Source organism: Amycolatopsis rubida, assembly GCF_900115345.1.
Lineage (GTDB): Bacteria > Actinomycetota > Actinomycetes > Mycobacteriales > Pseudonocardiaceae > Amycolatopsis > Amycolatopsis rubida.
Genome location: NZ_FOWC01000002.1, coordinates 684,281 through 701,244, shown reverse-complemented (window position 1 = coordinate 701,244; position 16,964 = coordinate 684,281). Strand labels below are relative to the sequence as shown.

The following is a 16,964-nucleotide window of genomic DNA, read 5'->3' as shown; positions in this document are numbered from 1 at the left end:
GAACCCACGTCAATTCCGCGGCAGCAGCCGCAGAACCGCGATCGCACCGGCGGTGAGAGCCAGAATCCCGCCGCACGCCAGCGCGAGCGCGTGCAGCGGCGACCCGTCGAGCGCGGAGTAGTAGACCGCGCCGACCACCGCGACCCCCAATGCTCCGCCGATTTGCTGACCAGTCGCCAGCACGCCGGAAGCCGTCCCGGCGTCGGCGCGGGGGACGGCGGACAGGACGTGGTTCAGCAGCGGCGGCACGAGGAGGCCCTGGCCCGCGCCGATGAGGAGCAGCGCGGGAACGAACGACCAGCCGGTGCCGAGAGTGGCCGACAGCGTGATCAGGACGGCATAGCCGGCGCCTGCGGTCGCCGCGCCGGCCAGCGGGGCTCGGCCCACGCGGCTGCCGAGGAGACTCATCGAGAGGAAGGCGGCGGCGAACGGCAGGTACGTCAGCGCGGCGGCGAGCGGGCTGAGGCCCAGACCGTCTTGCAGGGCAAGCGAAAGCACGAGGAAGAACGAGTTGATCCCGGCGTAGGTGAGCAGCACGAGGCACATGCCGAGCCTGAATTCGCGCTGCCGCACCAATCCTGGCCGGACCAGTGGCGCGGGTACGCGGCGTTCGACGGCGGCGAAGACCGCCATCGCGAGTCCGCCGCAGGCGAGGCTGCACCAGGACCACAGCGGCCAGCCCGCTTCCCGCCCGACGACGAGCGGTACGACGAGCAGGGAGAGTGCGACGGTCAGCACCGCGGTGCCGCGAAGGTCCAGCCGCGCGGCACCGTTCGGCCGGGTCCGGGGCAGGAAGCGCGCGGCGAGAGCGAGGGTGATCAGTCCGAGGGGGACGTTGACCCAGAAGATCGGCCGCCACGGGCTGCCGAAAAGGTTCGCGGTCACAAGCACCCCGCCCAGGAGCTGGCCGGTGACGCCGGACAGCCCGATGACCGCGCCGAGCACGGCGAACGCCCTCGGCCGGTGCGGGCCGGGAACCACGACGTGGATCATCGCGAGCACCTGCGGGAACATCGCCGCGGCTCCGAGTCCTTGGACGAACCTCGCGGCGACCAGCCAGCCCGCGTCCGGTGCGGCGGCGCACGCGGCCGACGACAGGGAGAACACCAGCAGCCCGGCCAGGAACACCGGTTTGCGGCCGTAGCGGTCGCCGAGCCGGGCGAACGTGACGAGCGCCACGGCATACGCGAGCTGGTAACCGGCGAGCAGAAACTGGAGTTCGGCGGGCGAGGCGCCGAGATCGGTCCGGATGGCCGGTGCTGCGACGAACACGATGAACGTGTCGAGCACCGCCATGAAAACGCCGGTGAACAGGATTGCGAGTGTGCGCCAAGGCGGAGGAGCGGGGTGCATGTCTTGATCGTCGGCAGCGGGCCGGACGCGGTGGTAGCGGGCGAATATGCTGGTATCGCCACTACCAGGACCGGGGAGGAACGCATGGGGTCCGCGTCGCGCCGCCGCGCTCTCGCGGACTTCCTGCGTTCGCGGCGCGATCGGCTCACCCCCGCGGAGGTCGGTCTTCCGGCGGGGCCGCGCCGGCGCGCGCCGGGCCTGCGCCGCGAGGAACTCGCTCAGCTGGCAGGGGTCAGCGTCACCTGGTACACGTGGCTCGAACAGGCGCGGGACATCACTGTCAGCAGGCAGGTGCTGGCGAGCCTCGCCAGGGAGCTCCGGCTTTCCGGGACCGAACGGCAGCATCTCTTCGCCCTCGCCGAGGAACCGCCGGCCGACGGCGAGCCGACATCTTCGCCGCAGGTGCTGCAGGGCATGGTCGACGCATTGGACCCGAACCCGGCGTACGTGCTCGACGCGCACTGGGACTTCGTGGCGTGGAACCGGACCGAGGCCGCGCTGATCGGCGATCCGGCGCTGCTGCCTGCCGGGGAGCGGAACCTGCTGTGGCTGGTGTTCGCCGTGCCGCGGGTCCGTGCGCTGCTGGTCGATTGGCCCGGGCAGGCCCGGAACCTCCTCGCGCAGTACCGCGCCGACGTCGCGCATCGGGCCGAGGATCCGCGTGCGGCCGGGCTGGTGCGGACGCTGCGCGAGGCCAGTCCGGAGTTCGGCGAATGGTGGGCCGCGCACGACGTCGCGCCGTTCGCGGGCAACCGGAGAGTTTTCGACCATCCGCGGGCGGGCGTCCTTGCCTTCGACTACGTGAAGCTGTCCACTATGGACGAATCCGGCCGGAAGCTGTTCACCTGCTTGCCCGCGGATTCCGGCACCGCGGCGAAGCTCGCGTCCCTCACGGCGTGAAATTCGGATGCGCGCCGCCGGGAAGACCTTTACCCTGGTGACCGTGATACAGCACCAGCTCTACCTCTGAGGGATCACCGCCTCCACCGGTACCGCGCGCGTTCGCGGCACCGGCCCTCGTCCTTGTTGCTGATCACTGTTCATCGGAGGCATTTCCCTCATGACATCTCCGCTTTCGCCTGTGCTCGTGCGCACGGCGCATGTCCGGCTGTCCGACGTCCACGTCGCCTTCGGCGGTGCTCCGGTGCTCGCCGGGGTCGATCTGGTCGCGGCGGCCGGCGACCGGGTCGCCATTGTCGGCGAGAACGGGCGCGGCAAGACCACCCTGTTGCGCGTGCTGGCCGGGACCCAGCCGGTCGATCGCGGCGAGGTTCGCCGCGCGGGCACGATCGGGATGGCCGACCAGCAGATACCCTTGGGAGAACAGGAAACCGTCGGTGATCTGATCGATCTTGAGCTGGCGGCCGCGCGCACTGCGTTGGCCTGCTTGGCAGCCGCGACAACCGCGCTCGCCGAGGGACAGCCCGGTGCGGACGACGCCTTTGCCGCCGCGCTCTCGGCCGCCGAAACGCTCGACGCGTGGGACGCGGACCGGCGGGTCGAGGTTTCGCTGGCCGCGCTGAACGCGGTCGAGGACCGGAGCCGTCCGCTCGGCACGTTGTCGGTCGGGCAGCGGCATCGGGTCCGGCTGGCGTGCCTGCTCGGCGCGGGGCATTCCGTGCTGCTGCTGGACGAGCCGACCAACCACCTCGACGCGTCCGGTCTCGCGCACCTCACCGAACGGCTGCGCGCGTACCCGGGCGTGGTGGTGCTGGTGAGCCACGATCGCGCGTTGCTCGCCGACGTCGCCACGTCCGTGCTGGACCTCGACCCGTCGAGCGACGGCCGTCCGCGCGCCTACGGCGGTGGCTATCCGGCGTACGTCGAGGCCCGGCAGGCTGAACGGGCTCGATGGGAGGCGCTGCACGCCGGGCAACTCGCGGAACGGCGACGTCTCGCGGACGACCTTTCCGCCGCACAGAACCGATTGCGCGACAACTGGCGTCCGGAAAAGGGCCATGGCAAGCACACCCGCGCGACCCGGGCACCCGGCCTGGTCCGCGCCGTGCACCGGCGGCAGGAGGAGTTGAGCGCGCACGTCGTGGCCGTTCCGCCGCCACCGGCGCGGTTCGCCATGCCGGAACTGCCGCGGCACCAAGGAACTGTCGCGCTGCGAGCGGCCGGGGTGACCGTCGCCGGACGACTGGACCACCCGGTCGACCTGACCCTCGGCGGCGCGGACCGGCTCGTGGTCACCGGCCGGAACGGGGCGGGAAAGTCGACGCTGCTGGCGGTTCTGGCCGGGACGCTGGAGCCGACGTCGGGCACGGTCACCCGCGCCCGGTCGGTGCGGATCGGCTGGCTGGGCCAGGAATCCGACCTGCCTGCCCGGCGCACGGCCGCCGAACTGCTCGAACAACGGTTCCCGGGCCCGGCCGAGCTGGGCTTGCTCAGCGGATACGACCGCCACCGCCCGATCGCCGAGCTGTCGACCGGAGCCCGGCGGCGGCTGGATCTGGCGCTGGTGCTGGCCGCGCGCCCGCAGGTGCTGTTGCTGGACGAGCCGACGAACCATCTGTCCGCGACGCTGGTCGACGAGCTGACCGAAGCCCTGCACTCGACTCCGGCCGCGGTGGTGGTGGCCACGCACGACCGGCAGTTGTTGCGCGACACGGCTTCCTGGCCGCGGTTGGCACTGTAGGCCGCTCCGATGTGGCGTTGGGTGCGCTCAACGCCACATCGGGCGCTAACAACCGCGAAACATCCGCCGGGCAGCCTGGGGCCATGCCTCTGCTGATCGAGCGAGCCGACTTCGCGGACCCGCGACTCCGGGCCTTCCTCCAGTCTCACCTGGACGAACTGGCCCCCACCGCCCCGCCCGAAAGCCGGCACGCTCTCGACCTGGCCGCACTCCAGCGTCCGCACGTCCGGCTCTGGACTGTCCTTGACGACCAGCGCATCGTCGGCACCGCAGCCCTGGCCGCGCTGGAACCACGGCATGAGGAACTGAAAAGCATGCGCACCGACCCCGTGCGACGCGGGCGAGGCATCGCTCGCACGCTCCTGGATCACCTGTTCCAGGACGCCAAAGACCGCGGCATCGAACGCATCTCCCTGGAAACCGGCAGCATGGACTTCTTCGCCCCGGCCCGTGCTTTGTACACCCGAGCGGGCTTCACCCCATGCGCGCCGTTCGGAAGTTACCGAGACGACCCCAGCGGCACCTACCTGTCCCGCCGCGGCTGAACCCGGCTGTCACAGATTTCCCGCGACCGGTGTCCATCCGCTGAAAACCCCGAAAGCGGAGGAGGACAGCATGACGACGACAGTGCTCGGCGCGGGATACGCCGGGGTCATGGCCGCGAACCGGCTCGCCGGGCGCGGCGAAGAAGTGGTGCTGGTCACGCCGAACGCGTGGTTCGTCGAGCGAATCCGGCTCCATCGCGTGGCCACCGGTCTCCGGGAGAACGCCCGGCTCGATCTTCAGACCGTGCTGAACCCCGCCGTGGAGGTCGTCCAGGACACCGCGACCGAGATCGGCGACGACAAGATCCAGCTGGCGGCTGGCGAGAACCTGCCCTACGACACCCTCGTCTACGCGGTCGGATCCGGGACCAGCGACCGGAACGGCGCCTGCCGGATCGTCTCCGAGGAGGAGACCGAGCGGCTCCGCACCGCCCTCGCCGAGGCACCGGACGCTCCGGTCACCATCGTGGGCGCGGGCCTGACCGGCGTCGAGCTGGCCGGGGCGCTGCGCGAGGCCGGGCGCGCGGTCAAGCTGGTCTCTACCGCCCCGGACCGGCGCGCGATCCAGGCGCATCTGCGGTTTCTCGCCAGACAAGGGGTCGAGATCGAACTCGGCAGGCGCGTCGATCCGGCCGGAATCGACGGGCTCGTCGTGGACACGACCGGGTTCACCGTGCCGAGTCTCGCCGCCGATTCGGGACTGCCGGTCGACGACCTCGGCCGGTTGCTGGTGGACGAGCAGCTGACCGTCCCCGGACACCCGAACATCCTCGGCGCGGGCGACGCTGTGCACAGCTCCTTCCGCGCCGCGTGCGCGACGGCGTTGCCGATGGGGGCGCACGTCGCCGACGTCATCACCGCGCGCCGCGAAGGACGAGCCGGGAAACCGTTCCGGATGGGCTACGTGCTCCAGTGCACCGATCTCGGCAGCGGGCGCGGGCGCGTCCAGTTCCTGCACCCGGACGACACCGAGCGCGCGATCGCGATCGACGGGCGGGCAGGCGGGCTCGTCAAGGAGACGATCTGCCGGATGACCGTGCGGTGGCTGAGCCAGGAACGGGACCGTGCGGGCCGGTACTCGTGGCCGGCCGGTGCCTAGACTTGGCCAGCATGGAGCACGGCGACGTCTTCACCGCGCATCGGCCGACGATGCTCGCCGCCGCTTTCCACATCACCGGATCGCGTTACGACGCGGAGGACGTCGTGCAGGACGCGTGGGAGACCTGGTCCCGGGTGGACCTCGAAACGGTCCGCACGCCGCACGCGTTTCTGTCGGTGATGGTCTCGCGGCTGGCGCTCAACGCGGTCCGCGCGCAGCGGCGCCGCCGGGAGAACTACCCCGGTCCGTGGCTGCCGGATCCGGTGGTCGAGGGGGATTCGCCGGAGTGGGAAGTGCTGCATCGCGACGGTCTTGGCCAGGCGCTCGACTTCGTGCTCAGCACGTTGACCCCGGAGCAGGCCGCGGCCTATGTCCTGCGCAAGGTGCTCGACGTCGACTACCCGTCGGTCGCCGAAGTACTGGAGACGACGCCCGCGGCGGCCCGGCAACTCGTCTCGCGCGCGCAACGGGCGGTGACCTCGGCGATCGGGGATTCCTTGCCGGATCAGGGGAATCGTGACGCCGAGGCGCTGGCGACGCTCGCCGAGGCGGTGCTGTCCGGTGAGATCGGCAGGGTGGCCGCGTTGATCGCGCCGGACGCGGTGCTGTACTCCGACGGCGGCGGCAAAGCCATGGCCGCACGCAAGCCGTTGTTCGGCCGGGACCGGATCGCGCAGTTCCTTATCGGGATCTCGACGATGGAGGAGGTCACGATCGTGCCAGCGATCATCAACGGCGGCGCTGGTGCGGTCTTCCTTCAGGACGGCAAGGCGACGACCACGGTCACCGTCCGGGCGGGCGATGCGGGTGTGTCGACGCTGTGTTTCGTGCGCAACCCCGACAAGCTGACCGAGATCACTCCCGCCTAGCCGCGATCCCGTCGTACATCATCCGCCGCACGGCCTCGCTCACCCGGCGTTGCTCCTCGGGATCCGGGTTGCGCAGCGAGGCGATCGCCGACGCCAGGATCATGCCGTTGATCGCCCGCGCGCTGTTTTCGATGTCGAGATCCGCGCGCAGGTATCCGAGCTCCACGCCATGCGACAGATATGCCGCGGTCAGCTCGGTGGCCAGTTCGAAGAAGTCGAGTACGCGCGCTGCCATCGCTTTGTCGATACCGGCGGCCTCGAACAGCAGCAGCCTCGGGACGCGCGGGTCCTCGCCGAAGATCTGTGCCAGCGCGTCGCCGATCCGGGCGGTCTGCTCGCGGTAGGCGTCCAAAGTGGACACCGCGTCCGGCGCGTTCTCCGCGGTGAGCGCGGTGACGATGCGGGCGACCAGGTCGTCGATGACGTGGTCGACGATGTCGCGCTTGTTCTGGAAGTAGCGGTAGAAGGTGCCGTGCCCGATGCCGAGCTTCGTGGCGATGTCGGAGATGCCCGTGGCGTGGTAGCCGAGGTCGGCGAAGCAGTCGAACGCCGCGTCGATGATCTCGCGGCGCAGTTCCTGCTTCTTGCGCTCGGCTCGGGTGGTGCGGGGGCTCTCCTGGGCTGTCACGCATTGCAGTGTATTGCCAAGTCCGCTGAAGTGACATACCGTTCCGTTACTGACAAGTAGTTCCGAACGAGAGGTCGGACATGGACGCGCAGTACGACGCAGTCATCGTCGGCGCGGGCTTCGGCGGCATGGGGGCGGCCATCCAGCTCCGCCGCCTCGGCTACCGCGACCTGCTGATTCTCGATCGCGAGGACGACCTCGGCGGGACCTGGCACGTGAACCGGTATCCGGGGCTGGCCGTCGACATCCCGTCGTCCACCTACTCCTACTCGTTCGAACCCAATCCGTACTGGTCGCGGCTGTTCGCGCCGGGCGCGGAGCTGAAGAAGTACGCCGAGCACGTCGCCGACAAGTACGGTCTGCGCGCCTCGATGCGCTTCGGCGCCGTCGTGACCGGCGCGACCTGGGACGGCTCCAGCTGGCGGGTCAGCATCGAAGGCGGCGAGACGGTCACCGCGAAGTACCTGCTCACCGCCACCGGCTTCCTGTCGCAGCCGAAGATGCCGGACATCGAGGGCATCGACCGGTTCGCGGGCAAGGTCATCCACACCACCAAGTGGGACGACAGCTACGACCTTGCCGGAAAGCGTGCCGCGGTGATCGGCACCGGCGCGACGGCCGTGCAGCTCATCCCGGAGATCGCCAAGGTCGCCGGGGAGCTGACCGTTTACCAGCGCACGCCGATCTGGGTCAGCCCGAAGCCGGACTACGCCGTGCCGAAGCCGCTGCAGCAGGCGTTCGCGAAGCTGCCACTGGTACAGCGCGCGGTGCGGCTGGCGGGCAGTTCGGTGCTGGAGCTGATGATGATCTCCGGCGTCGTCCAGTACCGGCAGTTCCGCGGTGCCAACCGGATCGCCGAACGCTGGTGCCGCGCGCATCTGTACCGCCAGGTCCGCGACCCCGTACTGCGCCGCAAGCTGACGCCGGACTACTCCTTCGGCTGCAAACGGCCGACGTTCTCCAACGACTACTTCCCGGCCTTCACCCGCCCGCACGTGCACCTCGAAACCACCAGCATCGAACGGATCGACGAGACCGGGATCGTCACCGCGGACGGCAAGCGCACCGAGATCGACACGCTCGTGCTGGCCACCGGCTTCAACCTGTGGGACGTGAACTTCCCGGCGATCGAGATCATCGGCCGCGACGGCAAGAACCTCGGGAAGTGGTGGCGCGACAACCGGTTCCAGGCCTACGAGGGCGTGACCGTGCCCGGGTTCCCGAACCTGGTTTCGCTCAACAGCCCGTATTCCTACAGCGGCCTGTCGTATTTCACGACCATCGAATGCCAGATGAAGCACCTCGACCGGCTGTTCAAGGGGATGCGCGCCCGCGGTTCGGACGTGTTCGAGGTGACCCAGCGGGCGAACGACGAGTTCCTCGACCGGATGAAGCACAAGGTCGGGCACTCGGTGTTCGCGCTCGGCCAGTGCGCGACGGCCAACAGCTACTACTTCAACCAGCACGGCGAGGCGACCCTGCTCCGGCCGACATCGACGATCAGCGCCCACCGGGAGGCGGCACGATTCCCGGTGGAGGATTACAGCTTCGCTTGAGGCTTGCCGCCGGGTCTCAGCGCAGTTCGACACCGTCGTCGAGGGTGCGGACCTGGCCGAGCCGGTGACTGTAGGTGCTGGACAATTTCACGATCACCCCGCGAAAGCGGCTGGGGCGAGTTGCTGCGCCCCCCGTGTCAGGGTGATGCGCGCCGGTCGAGGGAACCTCCAGCCCCCGATCGGCGTCGAGGATGGCGTGAACACTCAGCAAGAGGTCATGGTCAGCCTCCGCACGCAGGCCGAACCCGTTCTCGGCAACGGCGCGGCGGCTCGGATTCGCGAGTTCGAGAACGGCGAGCTGTACGTCGAGGCGCGCACCGCTTCCACGATCTGGGCCTGGCTGGTCGACTTCCTCCTGGTCACCGGTTTGTCGGTGGCTGCGGCGGTGACGTACTACTTCAAGTCGCACAGCGTCGACGCCGCGGTCGGCGCGAGTGTGATCGGGATAGTGGGACTGTTTGTGCTGCCGCTGCTGTACGGCTGGTTCTACGGCAACGGACGCGGCCTCGGCGCGTTGTTCACCGGCATCCGCCTCGTCCGGCTTCGCGACGGCGGCCGGATCGGGCTCGGCAAGGCGGGCTGGGCGATGCTGATCCGCACGCTCGGCTTCGTGATCATCGCGCTCGGGGTCCTCAACGGCGACGTCACCGTGACGAACGGAGCCCGCACGAGCATCGACGTTCGCGAAACGAAGCGGCTCCGCGCGGCCGGTTTCGTTCGGAAGCCGTGAGCGGACACCAGGTCCGCGCGGTCGCGGACACTCCCGAACAGCGGCGGCGCGACTACACGACGCGGCTGCAGGCGATCGTCACCATGCGTCGGGTATACCGGGTGATGACGGCCAGCCTCGCCGCGCTCTTCGGCTTCAGCGGGCTTTTGGTCGGAGTGCTGGCCCATTCCGCGGCGGGAGGGTTCAGTTTGGCGGGCGGCGGTGTCTTCTTCGCGGTGCTGTGGCTCGGCGGAGTCTTGAGCTGGCGGAGCAGGCCCGCGACCGAGCGTGCGTTGAGCCCGGGTGCGCATCCGTCTGCTGGTCGTACGCCGGGGAACGTGCGTGGCGCTTTCAGTGCCGCGGTGGGGATGGGTTGCTTGGCTGCTGTCGTTTGTGGACTGTCCTTTATGTCCTCCCCGCCGCCGGACGCTGAGTTGAAGCTGGCGATCATCGGGATCGGTGGGTTCGTGGTCTTCGCTGTCTTGTTCGTCCCGCCGGGATATGTCTACACCCAGTCCGATCAGTACTTCGCGAAATGGCTCAACCGCAACCGCGCGGCTTATGAGGCGGCTTTAAGGCGTACGACGGCGTAGGACAGCGGCAGCACGAACTACCCGGCGACCACGCCGCGACCGGCCCATACCCGGCGAGCAGGTGGAATTTCCCCAGCGCCAACGTCATCAGCCGCTCCAGGGTGCCCGCGGCGCGCTGCTCAGCCACTTCCGCCGCCCGATCGAACCCGTCCGAAGCACAGTTCCGGCTTGACCCAACGGGAAATCGACGTGCTGCGCCGGCTGGCCGAAGGCCTCGACACGGCGGAAACCGCGGAGAAAACCACCTTCTCCGAACGCGCGGTGAAGAACGTCATCCACGACCTGTCGCAGCGTCTGGAGTTGCGCAACCGGACGCACGCGGTCGCCTGCGCACTCCGGAACGGCGCGATCTGAGGCGGGCGGCCCGCGAAGGCCCGGGGCTCCCGGTGCGGCCGTTCAGATGATGCCGGTCCGCAGCGCGTAGGCGACCGCGTGCGAGCGGTTCCGCAGATCGAACCGGACCAGCAGCGTGCTGATGATGTTTTTGATCGTCCGCTCCGAATACGCCATCCGGTCGGCGATTTCGACCGTGCCGAAGCCGTCCGCGAGCAGGCCGAGGATCTCCACCTCGCGGCTCTGCAGCCGGTGCCGGTCGAGGAAGCCCCGAGGGTAGCGGGCTTCGCCCTCGCTGGTGCGGAACTCGTGCGTCAGCCTCGTCGCGCGGGTGTCTTCCGGTTCGGCCGACGGCACCCGGGCGGCCAGTGCGTGCAGGATTTTCTCGCGCGTCGCGGAACCGCGGTACAGCACCGCGGACAGGCCGAATCCGCCGAGCCTGCCCAGTTCGGCCTTCTCGATCCGGTCGGTGACCAGCACCGCGCGCACCTCCGCGACGAGCGCGGTCCGGCGGATCCGCGCCAGGTCGGCCAGGGTTTTCTCGCGGACCTCCGGCACGATCACGAGCAGGACGTCCGCGCGCGGGACCTCGCCGGCAGCCATCACGGCGTAGCGGGGCGTGCCGCGCAGGTAGGCGGCGGCTCCTTCGCCGCTGATCGGGTCGTTGGCGATGATCGCCACTCGTTCGGGCAATGCGCTCATGTCAGCTCACAGACCAGTCGTTCCCGGCGGCCGCGCCGCATCCTCCGCTGGGCCGAGGATCCGCGGTCCGGCGCGCGGGGCCGATCCCCCGCACTGCCGGGACGCGGTAGTGCCTGCGGTACCTCGACAGCCCAGCATCAGTTAAGGACTTAATCGAACGTTAGTGCTTGTAACCTTAGTTGCACGATAGCACTAGACGGGAGTCCAGTGTTGATGATTGCCCGCACGACCGGCTGGCGTTCACGCGGTCCGGTCCTGCGGGCCGTCAACGGGGTCAGGCCAGTGCTTGAGCAGGGGGAAGCCGCGCGGCCCGCATCGCCGGATACGCCCCGGCGATCGCGCCGACCGCGGCCGAAACCGCCACTCCGCCCGCCAGCGCGACCGGCGGCAGCACCGCGGGCCAGCCCTGGCTGAGCGCATAGCCCGCCGTCGCGCCGACCCCGAGCACCACCCCGACGAGCCCGCCCAATCCGGACAGCAGCACCGATTCGGCGAGGAACTGCCCGCGGATCTGGCCTCTGGTCGCCCCGAGCGCGCGCCGCAATCCGATCTCCCGCCGTCGTTCGAGCACCGAGATCACCATCGTGTTCGCCACGCCGACGCCGCCGACCAGCAACGCCACCCCGCCGAGGCCGAGGAACAACGCGCCGTAGGTGTTCTTCGTCAGCTGCCGCGCGGCGAGCGCGTCGGAGGGCCGGTCGACCGCTACCTCGTTCGGCGCGGCCGGGTTGATCGTCGCGGCGAGCACCGACCGGACCGCGCTGACCTGCGATTCCCTCGCGCGCAGGTACACCGTGCTCGGATGGCCGTCGAAGCCGAAGACCTGTTCGGCGACGTCCCAGCCGATCAGCACCGACCGTTCGACCTCCGGCGCGAGCGGCATCGGGGCGAGAATCCCGACTACGCTGAACCACGACGAGCCGATCAGGACCTGCGGTGGCCGCGCCGGGCCGAGGTGGTCGATGCCGAGTCGCGAAGCCGCTTCCGAGCCGAGCACGACCGCCGGGAAGCGCTGGTTCGCCGGGCTGAGGAACGTCCCGGTGCGGACCTTTCCGCCGAGCACCGGCAGCAGATCCGGCCGCGCGGCGAACACCGAGACGCCTGCCGAATCGTCCTTGCCGACCCGGTCGTTGCGGTACACCTTGGCGTTGACCTTGCCGACCTCCACCGCGCCCTCGACCGGCGCGATCCGCCGCACCATCGGGACCGCCGAGTCCGGCAGCTTCGCCGAGCCGCCCATGAGGGTCTGCCCGGCTTCGGCGCGGAGCAGGTTGGTGCCCATCGCGGCGAGCTTGTCCTGCAGCGCTTGGTCCGCCGACGCCGGGATGGCCAGTACCGCGACCATCGCGGCGACGCCGATGGCGATGCCGAGTGCGGACAGCATCGCGCGCAGCGGGCGAGTGCGCATTCCGTGCGCGCCAAGGGAAAGCAGATCGGCGGGACCGAGCCGGTTCGGGCTGGGCGGGGCAGGTGCGCTCATCGCGGCGCTCCCGCCAGGTCGGCCGCGCCGGTGTCGAGGCGCAGTTCCCCGTCGAGGATCTCGATCCGCCGCGGCATTCCGGCGGCGATCTCCCGGTCGTGCGTGATGAGCACGACCGTGGTGCCGCCGGCGTTGAGTTCCGCGAGCAAGGACAGCACCGCCGCGCCGTTGCCGGTGTCGAGGTTCCCGGTCGGCTCGTCGGCGAGCAGGATCGGCGGCGTGTTCACCACCGCCCGCGCGATCGCGACCCGCTGCCGTTCGCCGCCGGACAGTTCGCCTGGCAGGTGTCCGGCGCGATGCCCGAGCCCGACCCGGTCGAGCGCCTCCAACGCCCGCGTCCGCCGTTTCCGTTTCGGGACTCCGCTGTACAGCAGGCCGCCGCACACGTTGTTTACCGCGGTTTCGCCGTCGTCCAGGAAGAACTGCTGGAACACGAACCCGATCCACCGCGAGCGCAGCGCGGCGAGTTTGCGGTCGGACAGTTGTGCGACGTCGTGGCCCCGGATTTCGATCCGGCCTTCGGTCGGCCGGTCGAGGGTGCCCATCAGTTGCAGCAGCGTGGATTTGCCCGAACCGGACGGTCCGACGATCGCCGCCATTTCCCCGTCCGAAAAGGACAGTGAGACACTCCGCAGCGCGGGCACGTTCCCGCCGTAGGTGCGCGACACCCGATACGCGGCCAGCACGGGGATCATGACGTGGTCACCACCCGCTGGCCCGCGTGCAGACCGGTGGCCGTGACCTCGACCTGGCCGCCGGAGAACAACCCGGTCTCGACGCTGACCAGCCGCCGCTTGCCCTGCTCGTCGATTTCGACCGCGTATCCGCCCTCGGCGAGCGCGACCAGCGCGCCGACCGGGACCACCAGGACGTCCTGGTGGACCTCTTTGGTGAACCGCACCGAGACCGGAACGTCGGCGACGTCTCCGGCGGCGGCCGGGTCGGCCATCCGGATCTGGACGGTGACCTTGGCCTTGCCGGTTTCCTTGTCCTCCGCGGCGGTGTCGCCGACGTCGGTGACAGTGCCGGTCAGCGTGCGGCCATTGAGCGAGACGGACACCTTCGAGCCCTTGACCGCGACGCTCTGCTTGGTCGCGTCCAATTCGGCCTCCACGACGCGTGCCGTGCCGGTGTACTTGAAAACCTCGCCCGCGCCGGGGCCGCCGAGCTGACCGGTCACCGACGACACCCGGATCTCGCCGGGAGCCAGCACGACGTCGGCCGGATCGAACGATCCGGTCTGCGCGAGGCCGAGCGATTTCTGCCACCGCTTGAGCGCGGCAGCGGTCGCGGAGGTGAACTTCTCGTCCGGACTGCCGAAACCGCCGTATCCCAGCGCTTTCAGGTTCTCCTCAAGCTCTTTGACGTCCGGTCCCTTGTCCACGCCGCCGTTCAGCACGCGGTAGAACGGCAGACTTCCGTAGAACAGCGGCACCGGCTTGGCGTCCACTGTGTAGGCCGTGCTGCCGCAGCCGAGCACGTCGCCCCGGCCGGGCAGCCAGGTCACGGTGCCGTTTTTCTTCCCGCTCAGTGCGGATTCCTTGCCGTAGCCGAGTTTCCCGGTCGCGTTCTCCTCCGCTTTCAAGTCCGATTTGGTCACTTCGGCGGTCGCCACCGGCTTCGCCGCCGCGGCCGGTTCGCCGCCGGAAGCGACGTGGGTCAGCACGACGGCCGAGGTCGTGCCGAGCACGACGGCAGTCGCTCCCGCGGCGATGAACCAGCGTCCTCGTTTCCCGGTCACTTTCCGGCCATTCCCATTCCGCACGCCTTGAGCGCTTCCTCGAATGTGGTCCCGTCGTCCTTCATCGGCAGCGCCCGCGCACCGCCGTTCGCGTCCGGATCCGGCAGGTCGACGCCGTGGTCACGCATGCATTTGGCTTCCTTGCGGGCCTTGTCCAGTTCCTCCGGCGTCAGCTTCTTCGGCATTCCGCCGCCCGGCAGCAGCTTCTTGCAGGCTTCGAGCGCCGCCATGGTCTTGGGATCGTTGGAGAAGTTGATGGTCGGGGCTTCGTTTTCACCCGGATCCGGTGTGTCGACACCGTGCTCACGCATGCATTTCGCGTAGGCGCGCATCGCGTCCCGGTCCGCGGCGGGATCAGCTTTTCCCGCGGCGGCGTCCTGCTCCGGGCTTGCCTTCGGGCTGGAGATCGAGGGCACCTGCGGCGCGGTGTCCCCGGACGAGCACCCGGTGAGCAGCGCCAGCGCCAGTCCGGCTCCGACGGCCGCCAGACGTGCTTTCCGCATCGGGATTCTCCTTCGCTCGGGCGGGTCGTTCCCGCCGGTGGCCCAGTAGTACCGACGCGGCGATACAGGCCCGTTAAGCGATCTTGTTTATCCTCTCCTTATGCCCGGATCCGGCAGACTGCCGGCAGCCACGACCTGGGAGGATCCCTTGGCCGAGAAGAGCGCCGGCCCGCGCCGGGGGCCGCTGCGGCTGTCCGTGCGGACCCGGCTCACCGCGCTGCACGGCGGGTTCTTCCTGCTGGCCGGGCTCGTGCTGGTGGTGGTGACCTACCTCGTGGTCAGCAACGAACTGCCCGCGCCCGCGCAATATCTCGGCGACGACGCCTCATTGAAGCTGAGCCAGGTCGCCGCCGACGTCGAGTCGGTCCCGGCGGAGGCGACGACACTCCCAGTGCAGGCTGTCCCTGCGTCGGCGGAGAGAGTGGCGACAGTCGTGCTCACCGATTACCGCAGCTCCACAATGTCCGCTTTGGTCCTCGCGTCGGCCGTCGCGCTGGTGGTCACCGCGGCGCTGGCGTTGCTGTTCGGCTGGTTCATGGCCGGACGCGCACTGCGGCCGTTGCACACGATCACCTCGACCGCGCGGCGGCTCGAAGCCGGGAAACTCGATCAGCGGATCAACCTGGACGGCCCGCGCGACGAACTGAAGGAACTCGCCGACACTTTCGACAGCATGCTGGACCGTCTCGCCGGTTCGTTCGACAGCCAGAAACGGTTTGTAGCCAACGCTTCGCACGAGTTGCGCACGCCGCTCGCGGTGCAGCGGACGCTGATCGAAGTCGCTTTGGAGAATCCCGAAGCCGGTCCCGTGCTGACCAAACTGGGCGCGCATTTGCTGCGGACCAACGAACGCAGTGAACGGCTGATCGAAGGATTGCTGGTGCTCGCGCGCAGTGATCGCGGCCTGAGTGCACGGGCACCGGTGCGACTGGACAAAGTGGTCCGTGCCGTAGTGAAACTCACTGCCGCACAAGCCAAAGAGGCTGGCGTGACGGTGGAGACCCGGCTGCGCGCGCGGACGGTGATCGGTGATGCCGTGCTGCTCGAACGCCTGGTGCTGAACCTGGTGAGCAACGCGATCAGCTACAACATCCCGGACGGCTGGGTGTCGATCACCATCGGTGCGACACCCGCGCTGAGTGTGCGCAACTCCGGGTCTAATGTGGACGAACGGGAGGTCGCGGGCTTGTTCGAACCCTTCCGGCGGGGAAAACCCGATCGCACCGGCGCGGCGGAGCACTCCGGACTGGGGCTGTCGATTGTGCGTTCCGTCGCCCGCGCGCACGGCGGGGACGTCTGCGCGCGGGCGAATCCGAACGGCGGGCTGACTGTGGAGGTGCGGTTGCCCGCTTGATCCTTATCTCGCCTTTATCTCGGGTCAAGGCATGATGATCGAATGCGGGTACTGATTGTCGAGGACGAACCGCTCCTGGCGGATTCGATCGCCGAGGGCTTGCGCCGCTATTCCATCGCGGTGGACGTCTGTTACGACGGCGACGAGGCTCTCGAACGCGTCGCCGTGCACTCCTACGACGTGGTCGTGCTGGACCGGGACCTGCCGACCGTCCACGGGGACGAGGTCTGCGCGGCGATCGTCCAGGCAGGCGGCGAGACCCGGGTCCTCATGCTCACCTCGGCCGCCGACGTCACCGACCGTATCGAAGGCCTGAACCTCGGCGCGGATGATTACCTGACCAAGCCGTTCGTCTTCGCGGAACTGGTCGCCCGGGTGCACGCGCTGGCCCGCCGGGCGCGTCCGGCGCTGCCGCCGGTGCTGGAGGCGGCCGGTCTGGTGCTGGATTTGCCCCGGCACCAGGCGTCCCGGGACGGCCGGTTCCTGCCGTTGTCGCCGAAGGAGTTCGCGGTGCTGGAGGTGCTGATGCGAGCCGGCGGGACGGTGGTGAGCGCGGAGCAGCTGCTGGAAAAGGCCTGGGACGAGCACACGGACCCGTTCACCAACACAGTGCGGGTCACGGTGATGACGTTGCGGCGGAAGCTGGGTTCGCCGCCGGTGATCGAGACAGTCGCCGGAGCCGGGTATCGGCTGGCCGCACCCGCACCCGCCTAGCCCCGTGGCCGGTCCTTCACGGACGTTCCGGGACCGGTCCCGTCGGCGCCGGACTGGGTTTGCCGCGACGCGGATGGGGTGCTTCCGCTGCTGGTGTGCGCATTCGTGACCGGCAGGCGCGCGAAAAACCTGGGCGCGAGCTGG

Annotated in this window: 18 protein-coding genes; 11 read left to right on the top strand and 7 right to left on the bottom strand. The window is 69.4% G+C overall.

The window, feature by feature from the left end; translation table 11 throughout:
* Positions 1-9 precede the first annotated feature (9 nt).
* Positions 10-1,353: an MFS transporter gene (locus BM362_RS12280; protein ID WP_093573184.1), complete on the bottom strand. Its 1,344-nt coding sequence runs from the start codon at positions 1,351-1,353 to the stop codon at positions 10-12.
* Here BM362_RS12280 and BM362_RS12275 point away from each other — a divergent pair.
* The 5 genes from BM362_RS12275 to BM362_RS12255 all read left to right on the top strand — a co-directional run bounded on the left by BM362_RS12275 (position 1,348) and on the right by BM362_RS12255 (position 6,507).
* Positions 1,348-2,253, top strand: a complete 906-nt coding sequence (locus BM362_RS12275; RefSeq protein ID WP_244287130.1) for a helix-turn-helix transcriptional regulator — start codon at positions 1,348-1,350, stop codon at positions 2,251-2,253. The two genes, BM362_RS12280 and BM362_RS12275, sit on opposite strands and share 6 nt — an antisense overlap.
* Positions 2,254-2,413: 160 nt before the next feature.
* On the top strand, positions 2,414-3,994 hold the full coding sequence (locus tag BM362_RS12270) for an ABC-F family ATP-binding cassette domain-containing protein (protein WP_093573182.1): 1,581 nt from the start codon (positions 2,414-2,416) through the stop codon (positions 3,992-3,994).
* An 83-nt stretch (positions 3,995-4,077) separates the two neighbouring features.
* A complete protein-coding gene (locus BM362_RS12265; protein ID WP_093573181.1) occupies positions 4,078-4,539 on the top strand; it encodes a GNAT family N-acetyltransferase in 462 nt (153 codons plus the stop codon).
* A gap of 70 nt (positions 4,540-4,609) precedes the next feature.
* The gene (locus tag BM362_RS12260; RefSeq protein WP_067576289.1) at positions 4,610-5,638 is read left to right on the top strand and encodes an NAD(P)/FAD-dependent oxidoreductase; all 1,029 of its coding nucleotides are present in this window, start codon (positions 4,610-4,612) and stop codon (positions 5,636-5,638) included.
* A gap of 11 nt (positions 5,639-5,649) precedes the next feature.
* Complete coding sequence (locus tag BM362_RS12255) at positions 5,650-6,507, top strand: sigma factor (RefSeq protein WP_143132415.1); 858 nt, start codon at positions 5,650-5,652, stop codon at positions 6,505-6,507.
* Here the strand turns inward: BM362_RS12255 and BM362_RS12250 are convergent.
* Positions 6,494-7,135: a TetR/AcrR family transcriptional regulator gene (locus BM362_RS12250; protein WP_037817003.1), complete on the bottom strand. Its 642-nt coding sequence runs from the start codon at positions 7,133-7,135 to the stop codon at positions 6,494-6,496. The genes BM362_RS12255 and BM362_RS12250 overlap by 14 nt on opposite strands.
* Positions 7,136-7,215: 80 nt before the next feature.
* On the opposite strand from BM362_RS12250, the gene BM362_RS12245 reads away from it, so the two are divergent.
* The 4 genes from BM362_RS12245 to BM362_RS12230 all read left to right on the top strand — a co-directional run bounded on the left by BM362_RS12245 (position 7,216) and on the right by BM362_RS12230 (position 10,347).
* Positions 7,216-8,691 (top strand): flavin-containing monooxygenase, encoded by a 1,476-nt coding sequence (locus tag BM362_RS12245; protein WP_093573179.1) that lies wholly within the window; start codon positions 7,216-7,218, stop codon positions 8,689-8,691.
* 196 nt (positions 8,692-8,887) lie between these two features.
* A complete protein-coding gene (locus tag BM362_RS12240) occupies positions 8,888-9,421 on the top strand; it encodes an RDD family protein (RefSeq protein WP_244287129.1) in 534 nt (177 codons plus the stop codon).
* Positions 9,418-9,993: a hypothetical protein gene (locus BM362_RS46815; protein ID WP_093573177.1), complete on the top strand. Its 576-nt coding sequence runs from the start codon at positions 9,418-9,420 to the stop codon at positions 9,991-9,993. Before BM362_RS12240 ends, BM362_RS46815 begins: the two co-directional genes overlap by 4 nt.
* Positions 9,994-10,161: 168 nt before the next feature.
* On the top strand, positions 10,162-10,347 hold the full coding sequence (locus tag BM362_RS12230; protein ID WP_425285695.1) for a response regulator transcription factor: 186 nt from the start codon (positions 10,162-10,164) through the stop codon (positions 10,345-10,347).
* Between the two features lie 42 nt (positions 10,348-10,389).
* Here the strand turns inward: BM362_RS12230 and BM362_RS12225 are convergent, their stop codons facing one another.
* From BM362_RS12225 to BM362_RS12205, 5 genes are all read right to left on the bottom strand, one after another.
* Entirely contained in the window at positions 10,390-11,028 is a 639-nt protein-coding gene (locus tag BM362_RS12225) for a helix-turn-helix transcriptional regulator (RefSeq protein ID WP_093573176.1), read from the bottom strand.
* Positions 11,029-11,302: 274 nt separating this feature from the next.
* On the bottom strand, positions 11,303-12,508 hold the full coding sequence (locus BM362_RS12220) for an ABC transporter permease (RefSeq protein WP_093573175.1): 1,206 nt from the start codon (positions 12,506-12,508) through the stop codon (positions 11,303-11,305).
* Positions 12,505-13,203, bottom strand: coding sequence for an ABC transporter ATP-binding protein (locus BM362_RS12215; protein WP_093573174.1), 699 nt, complete (start codon positions 13,201-13,203; stop codon positions 12,505-12,507). The genes BM362_RS12220 and BM362_RS12215 overlap by 4 nt, the downstream gene beginning before the upstream one ends.
* Complete coding sequence (locus BM362_RS12210; RefSeq protein ID WP_093573173.1) at positions 13,200-14,249, bottom strand: peptidoglycan-binding protein; 1,050 nt, start codon at positions 14,247-14,249, stop codon at positions 13,200-13,202. Before BM362_RS12210 ends, BM362_RS12215 begins: the two co-directional genes overlap by 4 nt.
* Positions 14,246-14,752 carry a hypothetical protein gene (locus BM362_RS12205; protein ID WP_093573172.1) on the bottom strand — a complete coding sequence of 169 codons (507 nt, stop codon included), beginning with the start codon at positions 14,750-14,752 and terminating at the stop codon, positions 14,246-14,248. The genes BM362_RS12210 and BM362_RS12205 overlap by 4 nt, the downstream gene beginning before the upstream one ends.
* A gap of 148 nt (positions 14,753-14,900) precedes the next feature.
* Between BM362_RS12205 and BM362_RS12200 the strand changes: the two genes are divergently transcribed.
* Positions 14,901-16,106 carry a sensor histidine kinase gene (locus tag BM362_RS12200; protein ID WP_244287128.1) on the top strand — a complete coding sequence of 402 codons (1,206 nt, stop codon included), beginning with the start codon at positions 14,901-14,903 and terminating at the stop codon, positions 16,104-16,106.
* 42 nt (positions 16,107-16,148) lie between these two features.
* On the top strand, positions 16,149-16,820 hold the full coding sequence (locus tag BM362_RS12195; protein WP_093573170.1) for a response regulator transcription factor: 672 nt from the start codon (positions 16,149-16,151) through the stop codon (positions 16,818-16,820).
* Positions 16,821-16,964 lie beyond the last annotated feature (144 nt).